The sequence below is a fragment of the Roseovarius litoreus genome (genome assembly GCF_900142765.1).
Taxonomy (GTDB): domain Bacteria; phylum Pseudomonadota; class Alphaproteobacteria; order Rhodobacterales; family Rhodobacteraceae; genus Roseovarius; species Roseovarius litoreus.
On sequence record NZ_FRCB01000007.1, the window covers coordinates 53,041 to 77,656 of the forward strand.

Consider the following 24,616-nt stretch of genomic DNA (forward strand, 5'->3'; position numbering starts at 1 on the left):
GCTTATTCCGCCGCCCGCAGCGGATTTCCCTCGGCGTCCCGCGCCTCGATCACCCGCTTGATATCCTCGACCACCGGGCGTGCGGCGTCCTCGTCGACATAGCCCTTATCGCCCGGATGCTCTTCGGGCCAAAGAAGCTCGGGCGCCCGCACTTGCCCTGCGCTGGCCTCGAGCGCCCAATCCTTAGCCGCGCGGCTGGCGCGGCCCAATGACAGCGCCGCCAGCCCCTGTGCGCCCCAATTGACATAGGTGCCCGCCCAGATCCGCAGCGCCAGCATCGAGGGGGTGAAGATCAGTGTCAGCACCGTCGCGATCCCCAGACCGAAGACCACCGCCGTGGCCAGCTGTTTCCACCACAGCGCGGTCGGCGAGTTGAACGCATAGCCGCCATTCACGAAATCAAGGCTAAGCCCGAACATCATCGGCGCAAGCCCCGCCATGGTCGTGATCGTCGTCAGCAGCACGGGCCGGATGCGCGCCTCGGCGGTGCGGGTGATCGCCTCGATCCGGGGCATGTAGCGGCTGTATTCCTGATAGGTGTCGATCAGCACGATATTGTTGTTCACCACGATCCCCGCCAAGGCGACGATCCCGGTGCCAGTCATGATGATCGAAAACGGCTGGTTCATCACCAGCATGCCGATCAGCACGCCCGTCGTCGACAGAACCACCGCCAGCAGCACCAGAATGGCGTTATAGACGCTGTTGAACTGCGCCAGCAGGATGATGAACATCAGCGCGAGCGCCCCCGCAAAGGCCTTTTGCAGGAAGGCACCGGATTCAGCCTGATCCTCCTGATCGCCGGTCCATTCATACGCCACGCTGTTCGGCAGAACGCCGCTGTCCAGCCACTCGGTCAGCACCGCGATCCGCTCGTTGGCGGTGATCGGAACGACGGTTTCGCGGCCATCTTCACCCCGCACGGTGCGGGTGAGGCCATCTGCGACACCGGCCTTGATGTCGAAATACCGCGTCTGATCGACCCGGTCGATCTGCGCCAGTTTCTGCACCGGCTTGCGCGTGATGAAATTCGACAGCGGCACCAGCCCATCCTCGGTGCGCACTTTCAGCGTGTCGAGCGTGCTCAGCACCCGGTCCTGTTCGGGCAGCCGCACACGAATGTCGATCTCCTCGTCCGACGACGGCACGCGCATCGTATCCAGCAGGATACCCCGTGTGACCAGCTGCACCATCGCACCCACCGTGGCCACATCCGCGCCATAACGGCCCGCCTTTTCCACATCGACGTCGATCTGCCAGTCGATCCCCGGCAGCGGCAGCGTATCCTCGATCTGCTGAAGGCCCTGGGTCTCTTCGAATTTCTGCCGCGCGAGGCGCGTCGCCTCCTGCAGGTCGGTCCAATTGTCCCCCTTGAGACGAAGCTGCACCGGCTTGGCCGACGCAGGCCCTCGCGCCTGCGCCAATATCTCGATCTGGATGCCGGGAAGCTGCTGCAACTGGACCGTGAGCTCGTCGATGATCGTGTCACCGTCGAACGCCTCGGCACTCACCGACCGGTGCACGTCGATGTCCAGCAGCGGAATGGTGAACCACGTCTCGCGGGTTTGCGGCCGCTCGTCCCAGGGGATCGTCTCAAGCTGGACCTGACCGATCGTGTCCAAAGGCGCCTCGGCCCCGCCGGTATTGTTGTTCAGCCCCCCTTCGCCGGCAAAGGCAAAGGCGGTCTGCACACCGGGATGCTGCAGCACGATGTCCTCGACAGTCGCGACCAGCTCATCTTTCTGCTCGATCGACAGGTTGCCGCGCGCCCGCACATAGACGATGGCCTGTTCAGGCTCGGATTCGACGAAGAATTCCGTGCCCTTGTTGTTGTTGACATAAAAGATCAGCACCGAGCCGACGAGCACGAAGACCATCCCGAAACTGACGATCGGCATGATCGGGTTGCCGGCGATGAAATGGATCACCCGGCCAAAGGGCGATCTGTGATATCCCGCCTTGATCGGCTTGTCGCGCTGCAGCCAGAGCCGCGATTTCAGGCGTCCGGTGCCGTTGCGGAGGCGCCGGATGATCGCCATGGCGCCAAGCATCGCGGCGATGATCCCCGTGATGCCGACCGCCGCCAGAACAACCACGCCCAGGCACAGCACAAAGACCGAGGCCAGAACCGGAATGACCGAGGCGAAGATGCGGCTCGAGTCCATCATGGCGAATTGCGCGCTGACATCGTTCAGCAGCACCGGCGCCAACCAGCCCGCCAGAGCCAGCCCGGCAAGGGCCGCCGGGAAAAGCAGCAGGTGCCAAAGCCAGTAACCTCCCGCAATCTGCGCGATACGCTGGTCGAACCAGCGTTCCGTCCGCCCCGTGACACCGCCCATCACCGGCAGATAGACCAGCGCAACCAGCAGCGATGCCGACAGCACGAAAATCAGTGTGACAGGCAACATGCCCATGAACTGCCCCGGCACGCCCGGCCAGAACAGCATCGGCAGAAAGGCGCAGAGCGTTGTCGCTGTGGAACTGACCACGGGCCAGAACATCCGCTTTGCCGAGGCGACATAGGCATGCATCGGCCCTTCGCCTTCAGCGATGCGCTTGTCGGCGTATTCCACAACCACGATCGCGCCGTCCACCAGCATCCCCACCGCGAGGATCAGACCGAACATCACGATATTCGAAATCGCGACCCCCATCATCGCCAGCAGCGCGAAACACAGCAGGAAGGATGTGGGAATGGCAAATCCCACCAGCAGGGCAGGGCGGATGCCTAGGGCGGCCAGCGTCACGATCATCACCAGCGCGATGGCCGTCAGAACCGAGCCTTCCAGCTGCTTGACCATCGATTCCACCGTGCTCGACTGATCGTTCGAGGTGCCGACTTCGACAACCGCCCGCAGCTGGTCGGGCCATTCGGCCTCGGCCTCGGCGACGGTCTGGCGCACAAGGTCCGATGTCTCGATGATGTTGTAGCCCTTGCGCTTGATGACCTGCAAAGCGACGGTCTTCTCTCCGTTGAACCGCGCGGTGCCGATCCGGTCCTCGAAGGTCAGGTTGATCTCGGCCAGATCGCCAAGCGTGATGACCCGGTCGCCGTTTGTCTTGACCGGCAGATCATAGATGTCGCGCGTTTCATCGAACGAAGACGGTATCTTGACCGAGAAGGTGCCGCTGGCGGTTTCCACCTCGCCTGCGGCGATCAGCAGGTTGTTGTTGCGCACCACATTGATCAACTCGCCAGCCGTGACGTTATAGGCCTCAAGCCGCAGCGGATCGAGAACCACCTCCACCATCTCGTCGCGATTGCCCGCGATCCCCGCCTCCAGAATAGGCTCCAGCGACTCCAGCCGGTCCTGCAGGTCCTTGGCCAGCTGCGCCATCATGCGTTCGGGTACATCGCCCGTCAGGTTGACGATGATGATGGGGAATTCGCTGAAATTGATCTCGTTGATCGAGTATTTCTCGGCGCCATCGGGAAATTTGGCCTCGGCGGCGCTCATCGCGTCGCGCACATCGGCCATGATCTTGGTCTTGTCCCAGCCGAATTCGAACTCCAGCGCCACGCCGGCGTAATTCTCGGCGGCGGTGCCGGTCATCGTCTTGAGCCCGTCCAGATCGCTCAGCTCGGTTTCCATGACCTTGACCAGCAGCTTTTCGCTGTCTTCGGCGGAAATGCCCGGGAACGCCACCGATACGAAGAGCGCCGGGATCTCGATATCCGGCTCGCCCTCCTTGGGCAGGCCGACATAGGCCACCGCCCCCGCAAGAATGGACACGACGATGAATGTCAGAACCATCCGCGCCCGTGCTGCGGCCCAGTCGACGATGCCGGTCATTGACCAAGCTCCTGATAGCTGGGGGCCACCGGAACGCCGTCTGTGACATATTCCTGTCCGATCACGATGACGTTGGCAGTCTCGGGCAATCCGGCCAGCCAGACGCCGGTCGTCGTGTCGCGCAGCAGGCTGACCGGGGCAAATTCGGCCGTGTTCTCGGCGGTGACCAGACGCACGCCCAAGGTACCCTCGTCATTCAGGGTCAGTGCCGATTGCGGCAGAAGATGCGCCGTCTTGCCATCGGCCGAAATCACGATCTCGGCGGTCTGGCCATCGCGCAACGTCAGGTCCGGGTTGTCCACCCGTATCTCGACGCGAAAGGTACGGGTCGTCTCATCGGCCCGCCGCGACAGGAACGTCACCTCGCCCTGAACTTGCCCGCCCGAGGCCATCTTCGCCACCGCCAGCGCCCCCGGCTGCACACGCTCGACATCCGTTTCGGGCACGAAACCCACCAGCATGATCGGATCGAGCTGGATCACCGTCGCACACAGCGCACCGGGCTGCAGCAGGCTGCCCAATTCGGCGGTATCGCTTTCCAGCAACCCCGCAAATGGCGCGCTGATCGTCAGGCGCTCGATTTCCTTCTGCGCCGCCGCCACCGCCGCTTGAGCCGATTCGATCTCGGCGCGGGCGGTTTCCAGCCCGCTGGTGGCCGACTCGACAGCCGCCTCCGCCGATCTCAGCGCCGCATTGGTCGAGGCCGCCCGGCTCTGCGAGGCAAAGCCCTCGATCTGCAATTGCCGCGCGGCATTGTCGTTGATCCGCGCCTCATCCAGCCGCGATCGCGCCTCGGCCACGCGGGCCTGCGTTTCGGGCACACGGGCGCGCGCCGCCGCCAGCTTTGCGCGCGTCTCGGCAAGGGCCGCCTCCCGGGTTCCGGGATCGAGTTCGCACAGCGTCTGGCCCGTTTCTACGAAGGCACCCTTGCGCAGCGGCTCCGAAACCACCTGTCCCGTGGTCTCGGCCCGCAGGTCGACCTGCCGGAACGCCTCGGTCTGGCCGCGCAGGATCACCGCGCTGTCGATCATGCGCGCCGTCGACTTCACCGCCACCACGCGCACCGGATCTGCCGCGCCGTCGGTATCGTCGGCCATTTCCTGAGCAGGGGGCTCGGCGGTCTGGGATGTTTGCGTCTCCACGCCACCCGTGAGCACCGCCACAAGCCTGTCACGCTCGAACACGAAGGCGTAGACAAGCGCTGTGACCACAATCGCGGCGATAATCGGAAACAGTCGCATCTTTGATACCCTATCAACGGTCGACAGCACATGTCGCATACACCAGCACGGAATCGCCGGACATGGTGAAGATACGCTAAACTATCCTGTTCAGATTAAACGTTTCCGTGTGTTGTCGCAAGATGGCCGATATCTCCCGAATCTCCGGCCCCTTGGCAGGGCCGGGTCTACGCGCTAAGAGGGGCGCAAACGCAAGGGGTGCAGGGCGTGAGCGACACAGACAGTTTCATCGACGAAGTCTCCGAAGAGGTCCGCCGCGACCGGCTGTTCGGGCTGATGCGGCGCTATGGCTGGATTGCTGTCTTGCTTGTGTTGCTTCTGGTCGGCGGCACAGCCTGGAACGAATGGCGCAAGGCGCAGGAGCGTCAGACGGCGCAGGCATTCGGCGATGCCGTGCTCGCTGCGCTCGAGGCCGACAGCCGCGATGCCCGCGCCGCAGCCCTGTCAGGGGTCGAGGCGCCAAATCCCGGTGCCGCCGTCATGCGCGATCTTTTGGCCGCAGCCGAAGCCTCGGCCGCAACCCCGCAAGACGCGGCAAGCCGCCTCATGGCGCTTGCCGAAAGCAGCGGGATCGAACCGGTCTATCGCCAGATCGCAACGCTCAAGGCCGTGGCGATGCCCGACTCGGGCCTGTCGGTCGAGGATCGCCGCACCCGTCTCGAAGGGCTGGCGCTGGCCGAGGGGCTGACGCGGCTTCTTGCCGAAGAACAATTGGCCATGATCGACATCGAAACCGGTGACACCGGCGCGGCGCTCGAGCGTCTCGTCGCGATCGTCGGCGATGCGCAGTCCACGCCGGGCTTGCGTCGCCGCGCATCACAAGTGATTGTGGCACTGGGGGGCGACCTGCCTGGTCCCGGTCAGGGCGAGTAGAACAACACGCCGCCGCCGGGTCTTTACGGCCCAGAGGGGCGCGACAAGTGAGGGGGCTTCGGCTTTGAAACCAAACGCGATGTTTCTGGGGCTTGCGGCCTTGCTGGCCGTCACGGCCTGTTCCAGAGAAGAAGCGCTTCTTCAGGGAGAGCGTGAAGGCATCCGCAATATCCTGACAGAGTCGCCCGCGCCCGTGGATGACAGCGCTCAGGTCAACAGGTCTCAGCCCGTAACCCTGCCCGCAGCCGTCTCCAATGCAAACTGGACGCAGGCCATCGGCACGCCATCCACCCGCACCGATCACCCGTCCCTGTCGGCGAGCCCTCAGCGCATCTGGTCGACCTCGATCGGCGCGGGCGATGGTCGCAAGGTGCGCATCACCGCGGATCCGGTCGTGGCGGGTGGGCGCATCTTTACGCTCGATGCGCAATCCCAGGTCAGCGCGGTCTCCACCTCCGGCGAGGTGCTGTGGCGTCGCGATCTCGTGCCTCCCAACGATTCCGCAAGCGATGCGTCGGGCGGCGGTCTGGCCTTTGGCGACGGGCGGCTCTTCGTGTCCTCGGGCTTCGGGCTGATGACGGCGCTTGATGCCGAAACCGGGGCCGAGCTCTGGCAACAGAACCTGCGCGCCACCGGAACGGGCAACCCGACCGTGATGGGCGATCTGGTGTATCTGGTCGCCGGTGACGATGTCGCCTGGGCACTCGATACGCAGAATGGGCGCATCCGCTGGCAGCTTACCGGCACGCCCGATATCAACAACGTGATGGGCGGTCCGGCGCCTGCCGTGTCTGACAAATACGTGGTCTTCGCCTTTGGTGCCGCCGAGGTTCAGGGCGCGTTTCGTCAGGGCGGTTTGCGGCTCTGGGATGCCCAGATCGCCGGTCAGCGCGAGGGCTATGCCGGTGCGCGCGTCGCTGATATCACCGGCGATCCGGTGATCTACGGCGACAGGGTCTTTGTCGGCAGCCACTCGGGGCGGATGGTGGCGCTTGGTCTCGCCAATGGCGAGCGGCTTTGGACGGCCAATGAAGGCCCGCTGAACCGGGTATGGCCTTCGGGCGATTCGGTCTACATGATCTCGGATCGCAACGAACTGGTCCGCCTGCAGGCCGAAGATGGCGAACAGGTCTGGTCGGTCAAGCTGCAGCTTTTCACCAAGGACCGCCCGCGGCGCCAGTCCGAGATCGTGGCGCATCACGGCCCGGTCATGGCCGGTGGACAGCTGGTTGTGGCCTCGGGCGACGGTTTGCTGCGGTTTTTCGATCCGCGGGACGGCACGCTGATCCGCACGGTCGATCTGCCGGGCGGCGCGACGACCAACCCCGTGGTGGCGGGAGGCGCGCTTTATGTCGTGTCGACCAATGGACAATTGCACGCTTTCCGTTAGGCCCGCGATACTGTAACAGGGCGGCTTGATCCGTCCCGGAGCCTGAGACATGAGTTTCACCCTAGCCATCGTGGGCCGCCCGAATGTGGGCAAGTCCACGCTGTTCAACCGCCTTGTGGGCAAGCGCCTTGCGCTGGTCGATGACCAGCCCGGCGTAACGCGCGACCTGCGCGAGGGCGAGGCCAAGCTTGGCGATCTGCGCTTTACCGTGATCGACACGGCCGGTCTCGAAGAGGCCACCGACGAGTCGCTGCAGGGCCGGATGCGCAAGCTCACGGAACGCGCCGTGGACATGGCCGATGTCTGCCTCTTCCTGATCGATGCGCGCGCCGGCGTCACCCCCACCGACGAGGTCTTTGCCGATATCCTGCGCAAGCGCGCAGACCGCGTGATCCTTGGCGCCAACAAGGCCGAAGGCTCGGCTGCCGATGCGGGAATATACGAGGCTTATGGCCTGGGACTGGGTGAGCCTGTGCGCCTCTCGGCGGAACATGGCGAGGGCCTCAATGAGCTTTATTCGCTGCTCATGCCGATCTCGGACGAGTTCGAGGACCGCGCCCGCGCCGATGCGCCCGAAACCGATGTGGTGCTAGACGAGGATATCGACGACGAGCCCGATGGGGTGTCAGGCCCTACCGCCGCCCGCATTCCGACGCCTGAACGCCCGATGCAGGTGGCCGTCGTCGGCCGCCCCAATGCGGGTAAGTCCACGCTGATCAACACCATTCTGGGCGAAGACCGCCTGTTGACCGGCCCCGAGGCCGGGATCACCCGCGACGCCATTTCCCTGCAGATCGACTGGGACGGGCTGCCGGTGCGGATCTTCGACACCGCCGGGATGCGCAAGAAGGCCCGTGTTCAGGACAAGGTCGAGAAACTCTCGGTCTCCGACGGGCTGCGCGCGGTGAAATTCGCCGAAGTGGTGGTGGTGCTTCTCGACGCCGCGATTCCCTTCGAGCAACAGGATCTGCGCATCGCCGATCTGGCCGAGCGCGAGGGCCGCGCGGTCGTGGTGGCGGTGAACAAATGGGATATCGAGGACGACAAGCAGCAAAAGCTGCGTGACCTGCGAGAAGCGTTCGAACGGCTCCTGCCGCAGCTTCGGGGTGCGCCTCTGGTCACCGTGTCGGCCAAGACGGGCAAGGGGCTGGACCGGCTGCGCGACGCCGTGGCCAAGGCCTATGACGTGTGGAACCGCCGTGTGCCCACCGCCCAACTGAACCGCTGGCTGGCCGGCATGGTCGAGGCGCACCCGCCCCCCGCGCCGGGCGGCCGCCGGATCAAGCTGCGCTACATGACCCAGGCCAAGACGCGCCCGCCGCATTTCGTGGTGATGTGCTCGCATCCCGACAAGCTGCCGGAAAGCTATTCGCGCTATCTGGTCAATGGCCTGCGTCAGGATTTCGACATGCCGGGCACGCCGATCCGCCTGCACATGCGCTCGCAATCCGACCGCAACCCCTATAAATCCAAGAAGAAATCAACGCCGTCGCGGCTGCGCAAGCATATCCACGGGCGCGGCTCGCAGCCGGGCTAGACCTGTCCTGCGCGGCCGCGCAGCGCGCTCACGGCCAAGGCCGCGATCCCTGCGCCCGCCAGCGCCAGAACCGGCAGGTTGGGCGGGGTCGCATTGGCCACGACGATCCCGACCAGCGCCCAGATCACCGCTCCGGCATATTCCGGTGTGTCCGGACGCAGCCTGAGCACGATCAACGCGATCACCAGCGCCAGCGCGATCATCGCCAGTGCCGCCGTCTGCGCGCCCATGATCCCATGCCCTGCGAGCATCAGCGCCAGTGCCACGCAACTGGCCGCCGTCAGCCAGCCGGCATAAAGGGCGATCGGCGTGCGCAGCCACGCGCGATCCTCTCCGCCCGCCGCCAGAAGCGCCCAAAGCGCGCTGAGCAGCATCGCCCAGATCAGCACCGTGGCCCAGAACGGCGAGACCTGCGCCACCGGAATCCACGCCGCCCCGATCACGAGGCTGGCGATCAGCGGCCAGCGCGCCCGGTCCCACCCCGGCGCCACATCGCGCCTGAGCAATCCGAACAGCGCCCCCGCCACCAGCCACAGATAGATCAGCCCCCAGATGGCAAAGGCATAGCCCGCAGGCTGGCCGGGCGGATCGATCTGCGGAATGGGAAACTGATCGGGCCGAAACCCGTTGAACCCGTCACTGACCAAAGGCGAGAGCGCAAAGGCCAGCGCGGCGGTCAGGGTCAGAATGGCTTTCATGCGTTCCATGCCGTCCATTTGACCCCCTTGACCCTCATGGTCAATGGCCGTCGGCCTGTTCTTGCCATTGCTCAGCCGCCCCGGCCCACGCGAGACTTGCCAAACGTCATGGAAATTTCACATCATGCGATATTGCAGCACCGTATGTTTCAAGTTCATCTGACGATGTCTCAATTAGGGGGACTGACATGATTGCGACGATTCGGGACCACACGCGCGCCTATACCCGGAAAAGCGATCTGCTGGGGGCCTTGTCCTTCTTCGGCACAGTGTTGGTGTATGTCGCGGCCCTCGGCTTCGGGGGTGCGATGATCGAGGCGCCTCTGATCTGCGCAGGTCTGGTGGTGATCCTCGCCTTCGCCTCGGTGCGACTTTACGTGCTGCAGCATGATTGCGGGCATCATGCGCTCTTTCGCGCGCGCAGGCTAAACGATCTGGCCGGACATGTGCTGTCGGTGCCGTCACTCACGCCCTACCGGGTGATGCAGTACAATCACAACCTGCACCATGCCTATCTGGGCAATCTCGATCACCGCGAAACCACCGAGGTCTACACGATGACCCTGGCCGAGTGGCACGCGGCGCCCTGGTGGAAGCGGACCGGGTACCGGCTCTATCGCAATCCCGCGATCATGCTGACGCTTGGCGGGATCTATGCGTATTTCATCGCCTATCGCTGGCCGCGCAACACGATGAAGGTGGGGCCTTGGAGCGTGGTGGCGCATAACATCGCGCTGGCGGGCTTTTTGACGGCGATCTGGTGGGCCTTGGGCTGGGACGGGCTGCTGGTCTGGGCGCTGAGCGCCGTGCTGGCGGGCGTGATCGGGGTGTTCCTCGTCTATCTGCAGCATAATTTCGAGGACACCTATTGGGATCGCAAACCCGATCTGGATTTCCGCCGCGCCACGCTCGAGGGGTCAAGCTCGCTCGATCTGGGTTGGCTGTGGGATCTGGGGACCGGCAATATCGCCTATCACGATCTGCACCACTTCAATCCCGGCATTCCGTCCTACCGGCTGCGGCGCTGCCAGCGCGAGCTGCCCGAGGCGCTGAAGTGCCATGACGTGATCCGCTGGCCCGAGGCGATCGCCAGTTTCCGGCTCAAGCTGTGGGACGAGGCGCAGGAAAAGCTGGTGCCGTTTCCGCGGGTGTCCTCGGCGCAGGCCACTGTTCTGGCCGAGTGACCCCGTGACGGGCCGGGCAGGGGGGCTGTCTGCCCCCCTTCGTTGAAAATCATGGATTTTCAACGCCCCCCGAGGATATTTTCAGCCAGAAGAAAGCGCCGGATCAGACCAGGGTGCCGTCGGCTTGCAGCAGGGAGCGGCCCCCGAGATAGGGGTGCAGCACTGCGGGCAGCGCCACCGAGCCATCCGCCTGCTGCCCGTTTTCCAGCACTGCAATCAGGCAGCGCCCAACCGCAAGCCCCGAGCCGTTCAGCGTGTGCACGAATTGCGGTTTGCCACCGCCCGCAGGGCGGAAGCGGGCATTCATCCGGCGGGCCTGAAATTCGCCGCAGAGCGAGACCGAGCTGATTTCGCGATAGGTGTTCTGTCCGGGCAGCCAGACCTCGATGTCATGGGTGCGGCGCGCGCCGAAGCCCATGTCGCCCGTACACAGCACGACCGTGCGATAGGGCAGGCCGAGACATTCCAGGATGCCCTGTGCGCAGCCGGTCATGCGGTCCAGCTCGGCGCGGGAGTGATCGGGATGGGTGATCGAGACCATCTCGACCTTTTCGAACTGGTGCTGGCGCAACATGCCCGCGGTATCCTTGCCGGCGCTGCCGGCCTCCGAGCGGAAGCACTGGGTATGTGCGGCATAGCGGCGCGGCAATGTGGCCTCGTCGACGGTGTCGCCATGCACGAGATTGGTCAGCGTCACCTCGGCGGTGGGCACCAGCCACCAGCCATTCGTGGTCTGGTAGCTGTCTTCGCCGAATTTCGGCAGGTTGCCGGTGCCATACATCATGTCCTCGCGCACCAGCACGGGCGTCCAGGTCTCCAGCAGGCCGTTCTCGTCGATATGGGTGTCGAGCATGAACTGCGCCAGCGCCCGGTGGATGCGGGCGACAGCCCCCTGCATGACGACAAAGCGCGCGCCCGAAAGCTTCGCACCGGCTTCGAAATCCATGCCGGGGATGACGCCGGGGATCTCGAAATGCTCTTTCGGGGGGAAATCGAAGCTGGCGGGCGTGCCCCAGCGGTGGATTTCCACGTTGTCGGCCTCGTCCTGACCGTCGGGGATCTCGTCCAGCGGCAGGTTGGGCAGTCCCATCAGCAGGTCGGTCAGGCGCTGGTCGAGGTCCTTGGCTTCGGCCTGCATCCGGGCGACTTCGGATTTCTTGTCGCTGACCAGAGCGCGCAGCCGGTCGAATTCGGCCTCGTCGCCGCGGGCCTTGGCGGCACCGACATCCTTGCTGGCGCTGTTCTGCTCGGCCTGGGCTGTTTCGGCGGCATGGATGCAGGCGCGGCGCGCCTCGTCGAGGGCCAGGATCTCGTCCGAGGCCTGCTCCAGTCCGCGGCGCGCCATGGCGGCGTCGAAAGCGGCGGGGTTCTCACGGATCGCGCGGATGTCGTGCATGGGCTGGGGTCCTCGGACGTGGTTGAATCGGTCTGCGCGCGGTTATGCACCAGAATTGGGCCGGGGTGTAGGGTGCGAATGGCCCTCGGCGCGCACCGACGTGATACCGACGCGGATTTGTCGCCTTGCAAAAGCCCTGCGCCGGTCATAGGTTCCGGCGCAATTCGGCCGGGCCCTCGGGCCCTTGAAACAGAGGAAAAACCCCCGATGGAAGCCATAGGACAGTTCATTCCGCTCATCCTGATCTTTGCGATCATGTATCTCCTGCTGATCCGTCCGCAGCAGAAAAAACTGAAAGAACACAGGGCGATGGTCGATGCCCTGCGCCGCGGCGACCAGGTCGTCACGCAAGGCGGGCTGATCGGCAAGGTGGCCAAGGTCAAGGATGGTGACGAGATCGAGCTTGATCTGTCCGATACGGTTCGGGTGCGGGTTGTCAAATCCACGATCGCGCAAGTGCTGAGCAAGACCGAACCCGCCGAAAGCTAAGCGTCAAGACCACCCTGCAACCTTCTGAAAAGGCGGGATAATGCTGCAAATCGATCTGTGGAAACGCGCGGTGATATGGGCTTTGGTGGCCCTTGGTTTGCTGCTGGCCCTGCCCAATGCCTTCTACAGCAGGGTGGAGACGCACAACGACGCGGTCAAGGCGATCGAGGCTGGATCTCAGACGCCGCAACTCGTTGAAGATGCAGGACTTTGGCCCGATTTCCTGCCCTCCGGGCTGGTCAATCTGGGGCTTGACCTGAGAGGGGGCGCGCATCTGCTGGCTGAAGTGCAGGTGGCGGATGTCTACCAGTCGCGCATCGAAAGCATGTGGCCTGAAATCCGGGATCTGCTGCGCGAGGAGCGCGATCGCGTGGGCCCGATCCGGTTGCAGCCGACGCAGGCGGCGGAATTGCGGGTGCGGCTGATGGAGCGGCCCGACGAGGTCGAGTATGCCGCGGGGCTGGTGCGAGGACTGGCGCGGCCGGTCACCAGCCTGACTGGTGCAGGGGCGTCGGATATCGAGGTCAGCACCGAGGGTGATGAGATCGTCGTGCGCCTCAGCGAGGCGGAACAGCGTGCCACGGACGACAGAACCGTTCGCCAAGCCCTTGAAATCATTCGTCGTCGTATCGACGAAGTTGGCACGCGCGAGCCGACGATCCAGCGGCAGGGCGCGGACAGGATCCTGATCCAGGTGCCGGGCGTCGGAAGCGCTGCGGAACTCAAGGAGATCATCGGAACGACGGCGCAGTTGACCTTCCAGCCGGTGGTCAGCCGCACGCAGAACGCCGATGACAACCCCGGTGCCGGCAACGAAATCCTGCCCTCGATGGATCAGGAGGGGACGTTCTACATCCTTGAACGCGCCCCGGTGGTCACGGGTGATGAGCTGGTCGATGCGCAGCCTGATTTCGATCAGAACGGCCGCCCCGCCGTGTCCTTCCGCTTCGATCCGACAGGGGCGCGGAAATTCGGCGACTACACCGCCGAGAATATCGGCAGCCCCTTTGCCATCGTGCTCGATGGCGAGGTGATCAGCGCGCCGGTTATCCAAAGCCATATTCCCGGCGGATCTGGCATCATCACTGGCAATTTCACTGTCGAGGAGAGCACCAGTCTCGCGGTGCTGTTGCGTGCTGGCGCCTTGCCGGCGGGGCTGGAATTCCTGGAAGAACGGACCATCGGTCCGGAACTGGGCGCCGACAGTATCGAAGCGGGGCAGATCGCCTGTATCGTGGCCTTTGTCATGGTGCTTGTGTTCATGGTCATGGCCTATGGCACCTTCGGGATTTTCGCCAATATCGCACTGATTATCAACGTTGGCCTGATTTTCGGCCTTCTGAGCCTGATCGGCGCCACGTTGACGCTGCCGGGCATTGCCGGGATCGTGCTGACCATCGGTATGGCGGTCGATGCCAACGTGCTGGTGTTCGAGCGTATCCGCGAGGAAATGAAATCCGCCAAGGGCCCGGCACGGGCCATCGAACTGGGCTATGAAAAGGCGCTGAGTGCGATCACCGACGCCAACATCACCACCTTCATCACGGCGTTGATCCTTTATGCGATGGGGTCCGGGCCGGTGCGTGGGTTTGCCATCACGCTTGGTCTGGGGATCATCACGTCGGTCTTTACCGCGATCTTCGTCACGCGTCTGATCGTCATCATCTGGTTCGAGCGCAAGCGCCCCAAATCGGTGCTTCAGGGCCGCTCTATCCGGCTTGTGCCGGAAATCACCAATTGGGATTTCTTCAAGCGCTGGCGTTTGTCGCTTGGCCTCTCGGCCGTTCTGATCGTGATCGCAGGGGGGTCTTTCCTGCTGCAGGGGCTCAACTACGGGATCGACTTCCGAGGGGGCACCACGATCCGCACCGAGGCGCCGCAACCCGTGGATATAGGCCTGTACCGGGATGCGATACAGCCGCTGCAACTGGGCGATGTGAGCATCACCGAAGTCTTCGATCCGACCTTCGCAGAGGATCAGAACGTGGCCATGATCCGCGTGCAGGCGCAGGAAGGCGAAGAGGCCGTGTCCGCCGATGTCATCGCCCAGGTGGAGACCGCGCTGCAGGCCGTGTCGCCGGATCTCAAATTCACGTCGGTGGAAAGCGTCGGCCCCAAAGTCTCGGGAGAGCTGATAACGACGGCCATGATCGCCGTCGCCCTCGCGATCGGAGCGGTGCTGATCTATATCTGGCTTCGGTTCGAATGGCAGTTCGCCCTTGGGGCGGTGATTGCGCTCGTGCATGACGTTGTGCTGACCATCGGTATCTTCTCCGAGCTACAGATCCAGTTCGATCTGGCGATTATCGCGGCGCTGCTGACCATCGTGGGCTATTCGTTGAACGATACGGTCGTGGTCTTCGACCGGGTGCGGGAAAACCTTCGGAAATATAAGAAAAAGCCCCTCGCGGAGGTGCTGAACATTTCGATCAACGAAACGCTGAGCCGTACGTTGATGACCTCGGTCACTACGCTGCTTGCGTTGATCGCCCTGTTCATTCTGGGCGGTGATGTGATCCGTGGTTTCGTCTTCGCGATGATCTGGGGCGTGATCGTGGGCACGTATTCGTCGGTTTTCGTCGCCAGCACGATGTTGCTCTGGCTGGGGGTCAAGCGCGATTGGTCCAAGCCGGACGCCAATCAGGGCAATCAGTTCGCCAACGTGGATGCCTGACGCGCTGGCCCAGGTGTGGGCCACGCCGGGCATCCTTTGGCTGGCGCTGACCATCGGGGCCGCGGGGCTTGTGCGCGGCTTCACCGGGTTCGGCACGGCTCTGATCTTTGTGCCGGTGGCGGGTATTTTTCTGCCGCCAGCCACGGTGATCGGCGTCATCACCCTTACAGGCATCGCCAGCACCAGCGCATTGCTGCCCAAGGCCTGGGGGCAGGCCGACCGGCGCGAGGTTGGGGTTCTGGCGCTTGCGGCGCTGGTGACGGTGCCGGTGGGGCTGTGGCTGCTGACGCGTCTGGATACGTCCATGGTACGCTGGATCGTGGCGATTGTCGCGGTCATCACCCTGACATCGCTGGTCTCGGGGTGGCGGTTTTCTGGCCGCATGTCCCGCCCCGGGCTGGCGGCAATCGGTGGCTTTGCCGGGGTGATCGGTGGGCTGACCGGCCTGACAGGGCCGGCGGTCATCCTCTTCTATCTGGCCGGTCAGGCTGCGGTGGCATCGGTCAGGGCCAATACCATCCTCTTTCTTGCGGCGCTGGATGTGGTGATCGTGGCCAATCTTCTGTGGCAAGACAGCATCGCCTGGTCCACCCTTGTTCTGGCTCTGGTGCTGGCGGTGCCCTATTTCATCACCACGCTGATCGGGCAGTCGCTGTTTGACCCGCGCCACGAACGGCTTTACCGATGGGCCGCCTATGGGGTGATCGCGATTGCGGTCATCTCGGGATTGCCGATCTTGAATTGAGGGGGAACGCCCATGCAGATGCACGAAGTCACCTTCAAGGATGCGACGCCGATCGCCGGCTATGGACCGGGGTTCTTTCGCGTAGGCGATGATGTCTTGCAGGGCGCGGTGCTGGTTACGTCCAGCCGCGCACAGGGCTGGGGCGGGTATGATGACGCAGCGCCCCTCCTGGCCCTCGCGGGCGATGTCGATGTGCTCTTTATCGGCACCGGGGCCGAGACGGCCCATATGCCGCGCGACCTGCGCAGCACGCTGGAAGAGGCGGGGCTTGGCGTCGAGGTGATGCATTCCGCGGCCGCCTGCCGGACATATAATGTCCTGCTGTCCGAGGGGCGGCGTGTGGCCGCGGCTCTTTTGCCGGTCTGAATTTTCCGGAGGCCGTTTGATGAAGGTCACTTTCCGTGGACCTTGCTTTGGGGTAGGGACAGGTTCATGGGATTGAATGTGTCCGACCTCACGATCGCCCGCGGTGGCATAAAGGTGCTCGAAGGCGTGAGCTTCACGCTCCGTGCCGGTAGCGCCATCGTTTTGCGTGGCCCCAACGGGATCGGCAAGACGACGCTCTTGCGCACCGTGGCCGGGCTGCAGCCGCCCGTGGATGGGCGGATCGAGGCGGATCCCGAAAGCCTTGTCTATTCCGGGCATGCCGACGGGATAAAGGCCACGCTGACCGTTGCCGAAAACCTGACCTTCTGGGCGCAGGTGTTTGGGCAGGCAGATATTACCAATGCAATCAAGGCGTTCCAGCTGGAGCGACTGGCATCACGACCCGCAGGCGCACTGTCGGCGGGGCAGAAGCGCCGTCTGGGTCTGGCGCGGCTTCTGGTCACGGGGCGCCCGATCTGGGTGCTGGACGAGCCGACCGTGTCACTGGATGTCGAGGCGGTGGGGATGTTCGCGACGGCGGTGCGCGCGCATCTGGCGACGGGGGGATCGGCGCTCATCGCCACGCATATCGATCTGGGCCTGCCCGAGGCCGAGCTGTTGGATGCCGGACGGTTCCGCGCCCGCGCGGCGGCGCTGGATGAGTTCGACGAGGCGTTTCTGTGATCGCGCTGCTCACAAGGGATTTGCGGCTGGCGATGCGGGCCGGGGGCGGCTTCGGGCTGGGGCTTGCGTTTTTCCTGATCGTGGTGACGCTCGTGCCTTTTGGCGTTGGCCCGCAGAGCGAGTTGCTGGCGCGGATCGCGGCGGGGATCCTGTGGTTGGGGGCGTTGCTGTCATGCCTGCTGTCGCTGGACCGGATCTTCGCGCTGGACTGGGAGGATGGCAGCCTTGATCTGCTGGCCACGTCCCCGCTGCCGATGGAGGCGATCGTCACCATCAAGGCTCTGGCGCATTGGCTGACCACCGGCTTGCCCCTGATCTTGGCGGCACCGCTTTTCGCGCTGCTTCTCAGCCTGCCCGAGGCGGGGTACAAGCCCTTGATATTATCCCTTTTTCTCGGCACCCCCGCACTCAGCGTGATCGGCACGTTCGGGGCGGCGCTGACTGTCGGGCTGAAACGGGGCGGGCTTTTGTTGAGCCTTCTTGTCTTGCCGCTTTATGTCCCCACATTGATTTTCGGCGCCGAGATGGCGCGCCGGGGGGTTGAGGGGCTGGACATCATGACGCCGCTTTTGATGCTGGCTGGCATCACCTGCGGCACCATCGCGCTTTTGCCTTTCGCCTCTGCTGCGGTATTGAAGGTCAACCTGCGCTGAGCAAATGGGAACGGGAATGAGCGGTAAATCACTTTGGGAATATGCAAATCCCAAGAAATTCATCCAGACGACGGATCGCGTCTTGCCATGGGTCGCTGTGCTGGCTGTGGTGTCCTTGGTGGGTGGTCTGATCTGGGGATTTTTCTTCACGCCGGATGATTTCCGGCAAGGCTCGACCGTAAAAATCATTTATCTTCATGTACCTAGCGCCCTTATGGCGATCAATGCATGGCTTATGATGCTCGTGGCGTCGCTGATCTGGATCGTGCGGCGGCATCATGTCAGTGCCTTGGCGGCGCGGGCGGCGGCGCCGGTGGGGGCGGTGATGACGGTGATTGCGTTGGCCACGGGGGCGATCTGGGGCCAGCCGATGTGGGGCACATGGTGGGCGTGGGATCCGCGACTGACCAGCTTCCTGATCCTTTTTCTCTTTTATCTCGGGTACATAGCCCTGTGGGAGGCAATCGAGAATGACGACACGGCAGCGGATCTGACTTCGATCCTGTGTCTGGTGGGGTCGGTCTTTGCGCTTCTGAGCCGCTATGCGGTGAATTTCTGGAACCAGGGATTGCATCAGGGGGCGTCGCTGAGCCTTGATAAGGAAGAGAATGTGGCGGATGTTTTCTGGTATCCGCTGCTGGTCTGCATCGCCGGATTTGTGTTTCTTTTCATAGCTTTGGTCTTTCTTCGGACGCAGACGGAAATCCGGGCGCGGCGCACCCGCGCGCTGTTGGCGAGGGAGCGGATGGGATGATGCCGGATCTTGGGAAATACGCGGACGCGGTTTTGTCGTCCTATGCGGTGTCGATCGTTTTGCTGGCGGCGATTGTCTGGGTCAGCATCTGGCGCGCACGCAAGGTGAAGAAACAGCTGGAAGATATTGAAACGAAAGCAAAAAACAATGGCTAAAGTATCGCCTTTGATGATCTTGCCACCAGTGCTGTTCGCCGGTCTGGCGGCGCTGTTCTTTTTCGGGATGCAGCGTGAAAATCCCGATGCGCTGCCGTCTGCGCTGGAGGGGCGGCCTGCGCCCGCTGTCCAGGTGACACAGTTGGCGGATAAAAATCCGTTTAAAGACAGTGACTTGCGGGATGGTGGCGTCAAGCTGGTGAACTACTGGGCCAGCTGGTGCGCGCCGTGCCGGGTGGAGCATCCGCATCTGGAGACTTTGGCCGATCAGGGGATCACGATTTACGGGGTCAATTACAAGGACAAGCCGGATAACGCCTTGAAATTCCTTGAGGAATTGGGCGATCCCTATGCGGCGCTCGGGGCCGATGCCAATGGGCGGATGGCGCTGGATTGGGGTCTTTATGGCGTGCCGGAAACCTATGTTATTGATGGCAAAGGACAAATCGTGCTGCGCTTTGCCGGGCCGATCACCGAAAAAGTGCTGGAAAGCACGATCCTGCCGGCCATCGAAGAGGCCCGGTCACGCTGACCAAAAAGTGTAGGGTTCGTACGAAACCTACACGCATTTGGGACGAAAGCCGGAGCAAATCCCGGGATTTGTGTCCATCCCGTACGCAAATGGCTTTTTCACCCCCGAGGCACGCGCCTTTTCCCCGACAGCCAGACAGAAAAAAGGGCGGCCCGAAGGCCGCCCCTGATCTTTGCGTCCGAGCCTGAAATCAGGCGGCGGAGCGGGCGAGGTTGCGCAGCACGTAATGCAGCACACCGCCGTTTTCGACATATTCCTTTTCCACCGCCGTATCGATGCGCGACTTGAGCGTGATCTCTTTGGTCGTGCCGTCGCCATAGGTGATGGTGCAGGGCACTTCGGCCTGCGGTTTCATGTCGCCTTCGAGGCCGGTGATATCGAAGCTCTCGTCGCCCTTGAGGCCGAGGGACTTGCGGGTGTCGTCGCCGGTGAATTCGAACGGGATGACGCCCATGCCCACGAGGTTCGAGCGGTGGATGCGCTCGTAGCTTTCGGCGATCACGGCCTTGACGCCCAGAAGGCTGGTGCCCTTGGCGGCCCAGTCGCGGCTGGAGCCTGCGCCGTATTGTTCGCCTGCGACGATGACCAGCGGCACGCCCTTGTCCTGCCACGCCATCGCGGCGTCGAAGATCGAGGTCTGTGCGCCGTCCGGCCCGAGCGTGTAGCCGCCTTCGACGCCGTCCAGCATCTCGTTGCGGATGCGGATATTGGCGAAGGTGCCGCGCATCATCACTTCGTGATTGCCGCGCCGCGAACCGTAGGAGTTGAATTCCCGCACCGGTACCTGACGTTCGGTGAGGTATTCGCCTGCCGGGGTGGTGGGCTTGAAGGAGCCTGCGGGCGAGATGTGGTCGGTGGTGACCATGTCGCCCAGAAGCGCCAGCATCCGCGCGCCCTTGATGTCCGAGATGGTCCCGGCTTCTTTGGCCATGCCACGGAAATAGGGCGGGTTCTGCACATAGGTGGATTGCGGGGGCCAGTCATAGGTTTCGCCCTCGGAGGTTTCGACCTCTTGCCACTTCTCGTCGCCCTTGAAGACGTCGGCATATTTCGACTGGAACGCTTCGCGGGTGACGGTGCGTTCGACCAGTTCGGCGATTTCGGCCTGAGTGGGCCAGATGTCTTTCATGTAGACATCGTTGCCGTCCTTGTCGGTGCCGATGGGATCGTTGACCAGATCGACATTCATGTCGCCCGCGATGGCATAGACCACCACCAGCGGCGGGGAGGCCAGATAGTTGGCGCGCACATCGGGGGAAATGCGCCCCTCGAAGTTGCGGTTGCCCGAGAGCACCGAGGTGGCGATCAGGTCATTGTCGTTGATCGCCTTGGAAATATCTTCCTGAAGGGGACCGGAATTGCCGATGCAGGTGGTGCAGCCATAGCCCACGAGGTTGAAGCCGATGGCGTCGAGATCCTCTTGCAGGCCGGCGGCTTCGAGGTAGTGCGAGACCACCTGGCTACCGGGGGCGAGCGATGTCTTGACCCAGGGCTTGCGATCGAGGCCGAGGGCACGCGCCTTGCGGGCGACAAGCCCGGCGCCGATCATCACGTAAGGGTTCGAGGTGTTGGTGCAGGAGGTGATCGAGGCGATCACAACCGAGCCATCGCGCAGGGTGTAGTCCTGTCCCGCGACCGCGACCGTCTTGCGAGGGTCGATCAGAGCGTCGGGGGCGGGGCCTTCGCTGGCCATGGCGGTGGCGGCGGCGGTTTCATCCTCGCCCCGGTATTCGGCGACCACGTCGAAGAATTTCGTGGCTGCCTGATCGAGCGAGACGTAATCCTGCGGGCGCTTGGGGCCGGAGATGGCCGGAACGATGGTGCCCATGTCGAGGCTGAGCGTGTCGGTATAGACCGGCGCATAGGAGGCGTCGCGCCAGAAGCCGTTTTCCTTGGCATAGGCTTCGACCAGCGCCACGCGGTCTTCGTCACGCCCGGTGTTGCGCAGGTAGCGCAGGGTTTCGTCGTCGATCGGGAAGAAGCCGCAGGTGGCACCGTATTCGGGGGCCATGTTGGCGATGGTCGCCCGATCCGCGAGGGGCAGGTTATCAAGGCCGGTGCCGTAGAATTCGACGAATTTGCCGACGACGCCCTTGGCGCGCAGCAGCTCGACCACCTTGAGCACCAAATCGGTGCCGGTGGTGCCTTCCATCATGGCGCCGGTCAGCTCGAACCCGACAACCTCGGGGATGAGCATGGAGATCGGCTGACCGAGCATCGCGGCCTCGGCCTCGATCCCGCCGACGCCCCAGCCCAGAACGGCAGCACCGTTGACCATGGTGGTGTGGCTGTCGGTGCCGACAAGCGTGTCGGGATAGGCGACTTCCTCGCCGTTCTGGTCGGTGTCGGTCCAGACGGTCTGGGCCAGGTATTCGAGGTTCACCTGATGGCAGATGCCGGTGCCGGGGGGCACGACGCGGAAATTGTCGAACGCGCCCTGACCCCATTTGAGGAACTGGTAGCGCTCCATGTTGCGCTCGTATTCGCGGTCCACGTTCATCTGGAAGGCGCGGGGATTGCCGAATTCGTCGATCATCACCGAGTGGTCGATCACCAGATCCACGGGGTTGAGCGGGTTGATCTGCTGGGGATCGCCGCCGAGCGCCTTGATCCCGTCACGCATCGCGGCGAGGTCCACGACGGCGGGAACGCCGGTGAAATCCTGCATCAGCACGCGGGCCGGGCGGTAGGCCAGTTCGCGGTTGCCCTTGCCGCCATTGTCGGCCCAGTCGGAGAAGGCCTTGATATCGTCGGTCGAGACGGTCTTGCCATCCTCGAAGCGCAGCATGTTTTCAAGCACCACGCGCAGCGACGCGGGCAGGCGGGAGAAATCGCCGAGGCCGGCGGCTTCGGCCGCCTTGATGGAATAATAGGCATAGGACTTGCCGTTCACGCGGAGTGTCTGGCGTGTCTTGGCGGTGTCGTGTCCGACGGTGATGGGCATTTGGCCTTCCTTTCACTCTCAAGGCAGGAATTCGCTGGCTCGCTTCTGACCCATTTGCAAAGAGCGATCAAGGGGTCCGGAGCAATTTGTATACTGTTGTGCACAAAAAAATACGAAAGTCACGCTTCACTTGTGTCTCTCGAAACCTTGATTGGTCATTACAGGTTGGACTAGGTACAGGTGATCAGCGATATCCCGCCAACAGCACATGGATTTCACCCCATGATCCGATCCGTTCTGAGCTTGATCCTGATCGCCCTGACGGCTTTCGCCGCGCCTGCTGCGCATGCGGGAGAGGAGCGGCGCGTGGTGGTGGAGCTGTTCACCTCGCAGGGCTGTTCGGCCTGTCCGCCGGCGGATGAGCTGATGCGGGAACTGGCCAAGCGCGGCGATGTGGTGGCATTGGCGCTGCATGTGGATTACTGGGATTACATCGGCTGGAAGGACAGTTTCGCAAGCCCGGCCTTTACCGCGCGGCAGAAAGCCTATGCCAAGGCGCAGGGCAATCCGATGGTCTATACGCCGCAGATGATCGTGGGCGGGCGCGATCAGGTCATGGGCACCAAGGAAATGAAGGTGGTCGATCTGATTGCCGCGCATCGCGCGATGCCTGCACAGGTGGTGCTGGTCGCAACGCGCGAGGCGGGCGTGCTGCGGATTTCGGCGCAGGCGCCGGATGCATCGCTCGAAGGGCCGCTTGTGGTGCATGTGGTGCGCTATCGCCCCAAGGATGTGGTCGAGGTGCGCCGCGGCGAGAATGCGGGAAAGATGCTGGAATATTCCAATATCGTGACCGACTGGCAGGTGGCCGGAGAATGGGATCCCGCCGAGCGTCTGGCGCTGCAGATGCCGGTCGAGGGCGATGCCCCGGTCGTTGTCATGGTGCAGCGCGGCGGGCATGGCCCGATCCTTGCAGTGGCCGAGCTGAAGTAACGCGCGGCGCGGCACGATCCCGCCTTGCGGCGCGCAGGCGTGTGGCATAGGGAGCGAATAAGCGCGGATCACCGCGGATCAACGCAGATGAACGCAAGACTGTCGTTCGCGGCCCCTTTTCTCGGGCGCCACACAGGTTATATTGCGGGGTCACGGGATGCCACGTCACAAACCGCAAAGAAGATCATGAACGAGCACAGAGTATGGATGGCCGGCGACGATGAGAATGGCGACGAGGGGGATACCTCGGTCGTGGTCAAGACGCGCGCCAAGACCAAGCGACCGCCGCTCTACAAGGTTCTTTTGTTGAATGACGACTACACCCCGATGGAATTCGTGGTTGCGGTGCTGGAGCGGTTCTTCGGCATGAATCACGCGCAGGCCTTCGAAGTGATGCTGACGGTGCACAAGAAGGGGGTCGCCGTGGTGGGCGTGTTCAGCCACGAGATCGCCGAGACCAAGGTGGCGCAAGTGATGGATTTCGCCCGCCGTCATCAGCATCCGCTGCAATGCACCATGGAAAAAGAATAACGTGGCAGGTCTGCAATCGCGCCTGGCACTGGCCCTGGAGGCCGGAGATGTCGCCCTGCCGGACGCGGGCCGGATCGCGGTGTTCGGCCCGCGCGCGGATCACGATCTATCGGCGCTGCCCGGCGAGCGCTGTCACATCCTGACAGGGTTCCGGCCCGATCACGACCATTTCGCCGCACAAGGCTATCGCTGCGCGGTGACGCCCGAGGGGCGCTATGGCGCGGCGGTGGTGTTTGTGCCGCGCGCCAAGGCGCTGGCCCGCGCGCTGGTGGCGCAGGCGGTGGCGGTGACCGATGGCGTGGTCATCGTGGACGGGGCAAAGACCGACGGGGTCGAATCCATTCTCAAGGAGTGCCGCAAGCGGATGGAGGTCTCGGCGCCGCTGTCCAAGGCGCATGGCAAGCTGTTCTGGTTCGAGGCGGGGCCGGGGCTGGAGGATTGGGCAGACACCGGACCGCAGACCATCGAGGGCGGCTACGTCACCGCGCCGGGGGTGTTTTCGGCGGATGGGATCGATCCGGCCTCGCGGTTTCTGGCGGATCACCTGCCTGCGAAGCTGGGCAAGTCGATTGCCGATCTTGGCGGCGGCTGGGGCTATCTGAGTGCGCGCCTGTTGGAGCGCGCGGATATCCGGGTGCTGCATCTGGTGGAGGCCGATCACGCGGCGCTGGACTGTGCGCGGCGCAACATCGCGGATGCGCGCGCGGTGCTGCATTGGGAGGACGCGACCCGCTGGCGGCCCGAGACGGCACTGGATGCGGTGGTCACCAACCCGCCGTTTCACGCAGGGCGCGCCGCCGACCCCGATCTGGGCCGCGCCTTCATCGCGGCGGCGGCCGCGATGCTCAAGCCCGGGGGGCAATTATGGCTGGTGGCCAATCGCCATTTGCCCTACGAGACCGCGATGGCAAGGCATTTTGCCCGTGTCGAGGAAATCGCCGGCGATGCGCGGTTCAAGATCCTGCACGGGAAAGGGCCGAAAGGCCCGTCTCGCAAAGGGGCGTGATGTGGCCTAAATTGGCCGGGCAGAATCATCAGGGAAG

Annotated in this window: 21 protein-coding genes; 16 read left to right on the plus strand and 5 right to left on the minus strand. The window is 63.6% G+C overall.

Translation table 11 applies throughout. The features are described from left to right. Positions 1-2 precede the first annotated feature (2 nt). Together F3H35_RS13610 and F3H35_RS13615 are read right to left on the minus strand one after the other, a co-directional pair. Complete coding sequence (locus F3H35_RS13610) at positions 3-3,794, minus strand: efflux RND transporter permease subunit (protein ID WP_149780111.1); 3,792 nt, start codon at positions 3,792-3,794, stop codon at positions 3-5. Beyond that, complete coding sequence (locus tag F3H35_RS13615) at positions 3,791-5,035, minus strand: efflux RND transporter periplasmic adaptor subunit (RefSeq protein ID WP_149780112.1); 1,245 nt, start codon at positions 5,033-5,035, stop codon at positions 3,791-3,793. The genes F3H35_RS13610 and F3H35_RS13615 overlap by 4 nt, the downstream gene beginning before the upstream one ends. 207 nt (positions 5,036-5,242) lie before the next feature. Between F3H35_RS13615 and F3H35_RS13620 the strand changes: the two genes are divergently transcribed. From F3H35_RS13620 to der, 3 genes are all read left to right on the plus strand, one after another. Further along, positions 5,243-5,908, plus strand: coding sequence for a tetratricopeptide repeat protein (locus tag F3H35_RS13620; RefSeq protein WP_188129973.1), 666 nt, complete (start codon positions 5,243-5,245; stop codon positions 5,906-5,908). Positions 5,909-5,987: 79 nt separating this feature from the next. Next, positions 5,988-7,298 carry a PQQ-like beta-propeller repeat protein gene (locus F3H35_RS13625; protein ID WP_149780233.1) on the plus strand — a complete coding sequence of 437 codons (1,311 nt, stop codon included), beginning with the start codon at positions 5,988-5,990 and terminating at the stop codon, positions 7,296-7,298. 49 nt (positions 7,299-7,347) lie between these two features. After that, positions 7,348-8,835, plus strand: a complete 1,488-nt coding sequence (gene der, locus F3H35_RS13630) for a ribosome biogenesis GTPase Der (RefSeq protein ID WP_149780114.1) — start codon at positions 7,348-7,350, stop codon at positions 8,833-8,835. Here the strand turns inward: der and F3H35_RS13635 are convergent. Further along, positions 8,832-9,542: a hypothetical protein gene (locus F3H35_RS13635; protein WP_188129974.1), complete on the minus strand. Its 711-nt coding sequence runs from the start codon at positions 9,540-9,542 to the stop codon at positions 8,832-8,834. The two genes, der and F3H35_RS13635, sit on opposite strands and share 4 nt — an antisense overlap. A gap of 179 nt (positions 9,543-9,721) precedes the next feature. Here F3H35_RS13635 and F3H35_RS13640 point away from each other — a divergent pair, with 179 nt between their 5' ends. Continuing rightward, positions 9,722-10,717 (plus strand): fatty acid desaturase, encoded by a 996-nt coding sequence (locus tag F3H35_RS13640; RefSeq protein WP_149780115.1) that lies wholly within the window; start codon positions 9,722-9,724, stop codon positions 10,715-10,717. A 103-nt stretch (positions 10,718-10,820) separates the two neighbouring features. Here the strand turns inward: F3H35_RS13640 and serS are convergent, their stop codons facing one another. Continuing rightward, on the minus strand, positions 10,821-12,113 hold the full coding sequence (gene serS / locus F3H35_RS13645; RefSeq protein ID WP_149780116.1) for a serine--tRNA ligase: 1,293 nt from the start codon (positions 12,111-12,113) through the stop codon (positions 10,821-10,823). A gap of 207 nt (positions 12,114-12,320) precedes the next feature. Here serS and yajC point away from each other — a divergent pair, with 207 nt between their 5' ends. The 9 genes from yajC to F3H35_RS13690 all read left to right on the plus strand — a co-directional run bounded on the left by yajC (position 12,321) and on the right by F3H35_RS13690 (position 19,165). Further along, positions 12,321-12,602: a preprotein translocase subunit YajC gene (gene yajC / locus F3H35_RS13650; protein ID WP_007813654.1), complete on the plus strand. Its 282-nt coding sequence runs from the start codon at positions 12,321-12,323 to the stop codon at positions 12,600-12,602. 40 nt (positions 12,603-12,642) lie between these two features. Continuing rightward, complete coding sequence (secD, locus tag F3H35_RS13655; protein WP_149780117.1) at positions 12,643-15,276, plus strand: protein translocase subunit SecD; 2,634 nt, start codon at positions 12,643-12,645, stop codon at positions 15,274-15,276. After that, the gene (locus F3H35_RS13660; protein ID WP_149780118.1) at positions 15,269-16,021 is read left to right on the plus strand and encodes a sulfite exporter TauE/SafE family protein; all 753 of its coding nucleotides are present in this window, start codon (positions 15,269-15,271) and stop codon (positions 16,019-16,021) included. The genes secD and F3H35_RS13660 overlap by 8 nt, the downstream gene beginning before the upstream one ends. Positions 16,022-16,033: 12 nt before the next feature. After that, the gene (locus F3H35_RS13665) at positions 16,034-16,387 is read left to right on the plus strand and encodes an Mth938-like domain-containing protein (protein ID WP_149780119.1); all 354 of its coding nucleotides are present in this window, start codon (positions 16,034-16,036) and stop codon (positions 16,385-16,387) included. 66 nt (positions 16,388-16,453) lie between these two features. Next, positions 16,454-17,071 carry a heme ABC exporter ATP-binding protein CcmA gene (gene ccmA / locus F3H35_RS13670; protein WP_149780120.1) on the plus strand — a complete coding sequence of 206 codons (618 nt, stop codon included), beginning with the start codon at positions 16,454-16,456 and terminating at the stop codon, positions 17,069-17,071. Next, positions 17,068-17,724 carry a heme exporter protein CcmB gene (ccmB, locus tag F3H35_RS13675; RefSeq protein WP_007813642.1) on the plus strand — a complete coding sequence of 219 codons (657 nt, stop codon included), beginning with the start codon at positions 17,068-17,070 and terminating at the stop codon, positions 17,722-17,724. The genes ccmA and ccmB overlap by 4 nt, the downstream gene beginning before the upstream one ends. Positions 17,725-17,740: 16 nt before the next feature. Continuing rightward, on the plus strand, positions 17,741-18,478 hold the full coding sequence (locus tag F3H35_RS13680; protein WP_007813640.1) for a heme ABC transporter permease: 738 nt from the start codon (positions 17,741-17,743) through the stop codon (positions 18,476-18,478). Then, positions 18,475-18,633, plus strand: coding sequence for a heme exporter protein CcmD (gene ccmD / locus F3H35_RS13685; protein WP_149780121.1), 159 nt, complete (start codon positions 18,475-18,477; stop codon positions 18,631-18,633). The genes F3H35_RS13680 and ccmD overlap by 4 nt, the downstream gene beginning before the upstream one ends. Next, complete coding sequence (locus F3H35_RS13690; RefSeq protein WP_149780122.1) at positions 18,626-19,165, plus strand: DsbE family thiol:disulfide interchange protein; 540 nt, start codon at positions 18,626-18,628, stop codon at positions 19,163-19,165. Before ccmD ends, F3H35_RS13690 begins: the two co-directional genes overlap by 8 nt. Before the next feature lie 190 nt (positions 19,166-19,355). Here F3H35_RS13690 and acnA read toward each other — a convergent pair whose 3' ends face one another. Continuing rightward, a complete protein-coding gene (gene acnA / locus F3H35_RS13695; RefSeq protein WP_149780123.1) occupies positions 19,356-22,109 on the minus strand; it encodes an aconitate hydratase AcnA in 2,754 nt (917 codons plus the stop codon). A 222-nt stretch (positions 22,110-22,331) separates the two neighbouring features. Here acnA and F3H35_RS13700 point away from each other — a divergent pair, with 222 nt between their 5' ends. The 3 genes from F3H35_RS13700 (at position 22,332) to F3H35_RS13710 (ending at position 24,579) form a co-directional block, all read left to right on the plus strand. Beyond that, positions 22,332-23,042 carry a DUF1223 domain-containing protein gene (locus F3H35_RS13700; RefSeq protein WP_149780124.1) on the plus strand — a complete coding sequence of 237 codons (711 nt, stop codon included), beginning with the start codon at positions 22,332-22,334 and terminating at the stop codon, positions 23,040-23,042. Positions 23,043-23,249: 207 nt separating this feature from the next. Next, on the plus strand, positions 23,250-23,573 hold the full coding sequence (gene clpS / locus F3H35_RS13705) for an ATP-dependent Clp protease adapter ClpS (protein WP_149780125.1): 324 nt from the start codon (positions 23,250-23,252) through the stop codon (positions 23,571-23,573). A 10-nt stretch (positions 23,574-23,583) separates the two neighbouring features. Continuing rightward, on the plus strand, positions 23,584-24,579 hold the full coding sequence (locus F3H35_RS13710) for a class I SAM-dependent methyltransferase (protein WP_149780235.1): 996 nt from the start codon (positions 23,584-23,586) through the stop codon (positions 24,577-24,579). Positions 24,580-24,616 lie beyond the last annotated feature (37 nt).

Coding starts and splice junctions, on each gene's coding strand:
- F3H35_RS13635 (WP_188129974.1), bottom strand. CDS start 9,542: ATGGAACGCATGAAAGCCATTCTGACCCTGACCGCCGCGCTGGCCTTT.
- F3H35_RS13660 (WP_149780118.1), top strand. CDS start 15,269: ATGCCTGACGCGCTGGCCCAGGTGTGGGCCACGCCGGGCATCCTTTGG.
- F3H35_RS13625 (WP_149780233.1), top strand. CDS start 5,988: ATGTTTCTGGGGCTTGCGGCCTTGCTGGCCGTCACGGCCTGTTCCAGA.
- F3H35_RS13665 (WP_149780119.1), top strand. CDS start 16,034: ATGCAGATGCACGAAGTCACCTTCAAGGATGCGACGCCGATCGCCGGC.
- acnA (WP_149780123.1), bottom strand. CDS start 22,109: ATGCCCATCACCGTCGGACACGACACCGCCAAGACACGCCAGACACTC.
- ccmA (WP_149780120.1), top strand. CDS start 16,454: ATGGGATTGAATGTGTCCGACCTCACGATCGCCCGCGGTGGCATAAAG.
- der (WP_149780114.1), top strand. CDS start 7,348: ATGAGTTTCACCCTAGCCATCGTGGGCCGCCCGAATGTGGGCAAGTCC.
- ccmD (WP_149780121.1), top strand. CDS start 18,475: ATGATGCCGGATCTTGGGAAATACGCGGACGCGGTTTTGTCGTCCTAT.
- yajC (WP_007813654.1), top strand. CDS start 12,321: ATGGAAGCCATAGGACAGTTCATTCCGCTCATCCTGATCTTTGCGATC.
- clpS (WP_149780125.1), top strand. CDS start 23,250: ATGGCCGGCGACGATGAGAATGGCGACGAGGGGGATACCTCGGTCGTG.
- secD (WP_149780117.1), top strand. CDS start 12,643: ATGCTGCAAATCGATCTGTGGAAACGCGCGGTGATATGGGCTTTGGTG.
- F3H35_RS13610 (WP_149780111.1), bottom strand. CDS start 3,794: ATGACCGGCATCGTCGACTGGGCCGCAGCACGGGCGCGGATGGTTCTG.
- F3H35_RS13680 (WP_007813640.1), top strand. CDS start 17,741: ATGAGCGGTAAATCACTTTGGGAATATGCAAATCCCAAGAAATTCATC.
- F3H35_RS13615 (WP_149780112.1), bottom strand. CDS start 5,035: ATGCGACTGTTTCCGATTATCGCCGCGATTGTGGTCACAGCGCTTGTC.
- F3H35_RS13640 (WP_149780115.1), top strand. CDS start 9,722: ATGATTGCGACGATTCGGGACCACACGCGCGCCTATACCCGGAAAAGC.
- F3H35_RS13690 (WP_149780122.1), top strand. CDS start 18,626: ATGGCTAAAGTATCGCCTTTGATGATCTTGCCACCAGTGCTGTTCGCC.
- serS (WP_149780116.1), bottom strand. CDS start 12,113: ATGCACGACATCCGCGCGATCCGTGAGAACCCCGCCGCTTTCGACGCC.
- F3H35_RS13700 (WP_149780124.1), top strand. CDS start 22,332: ATGATCCGATCCGTTCTGAGCTTGATCCTGATCGCCCTGACGGCTTTC.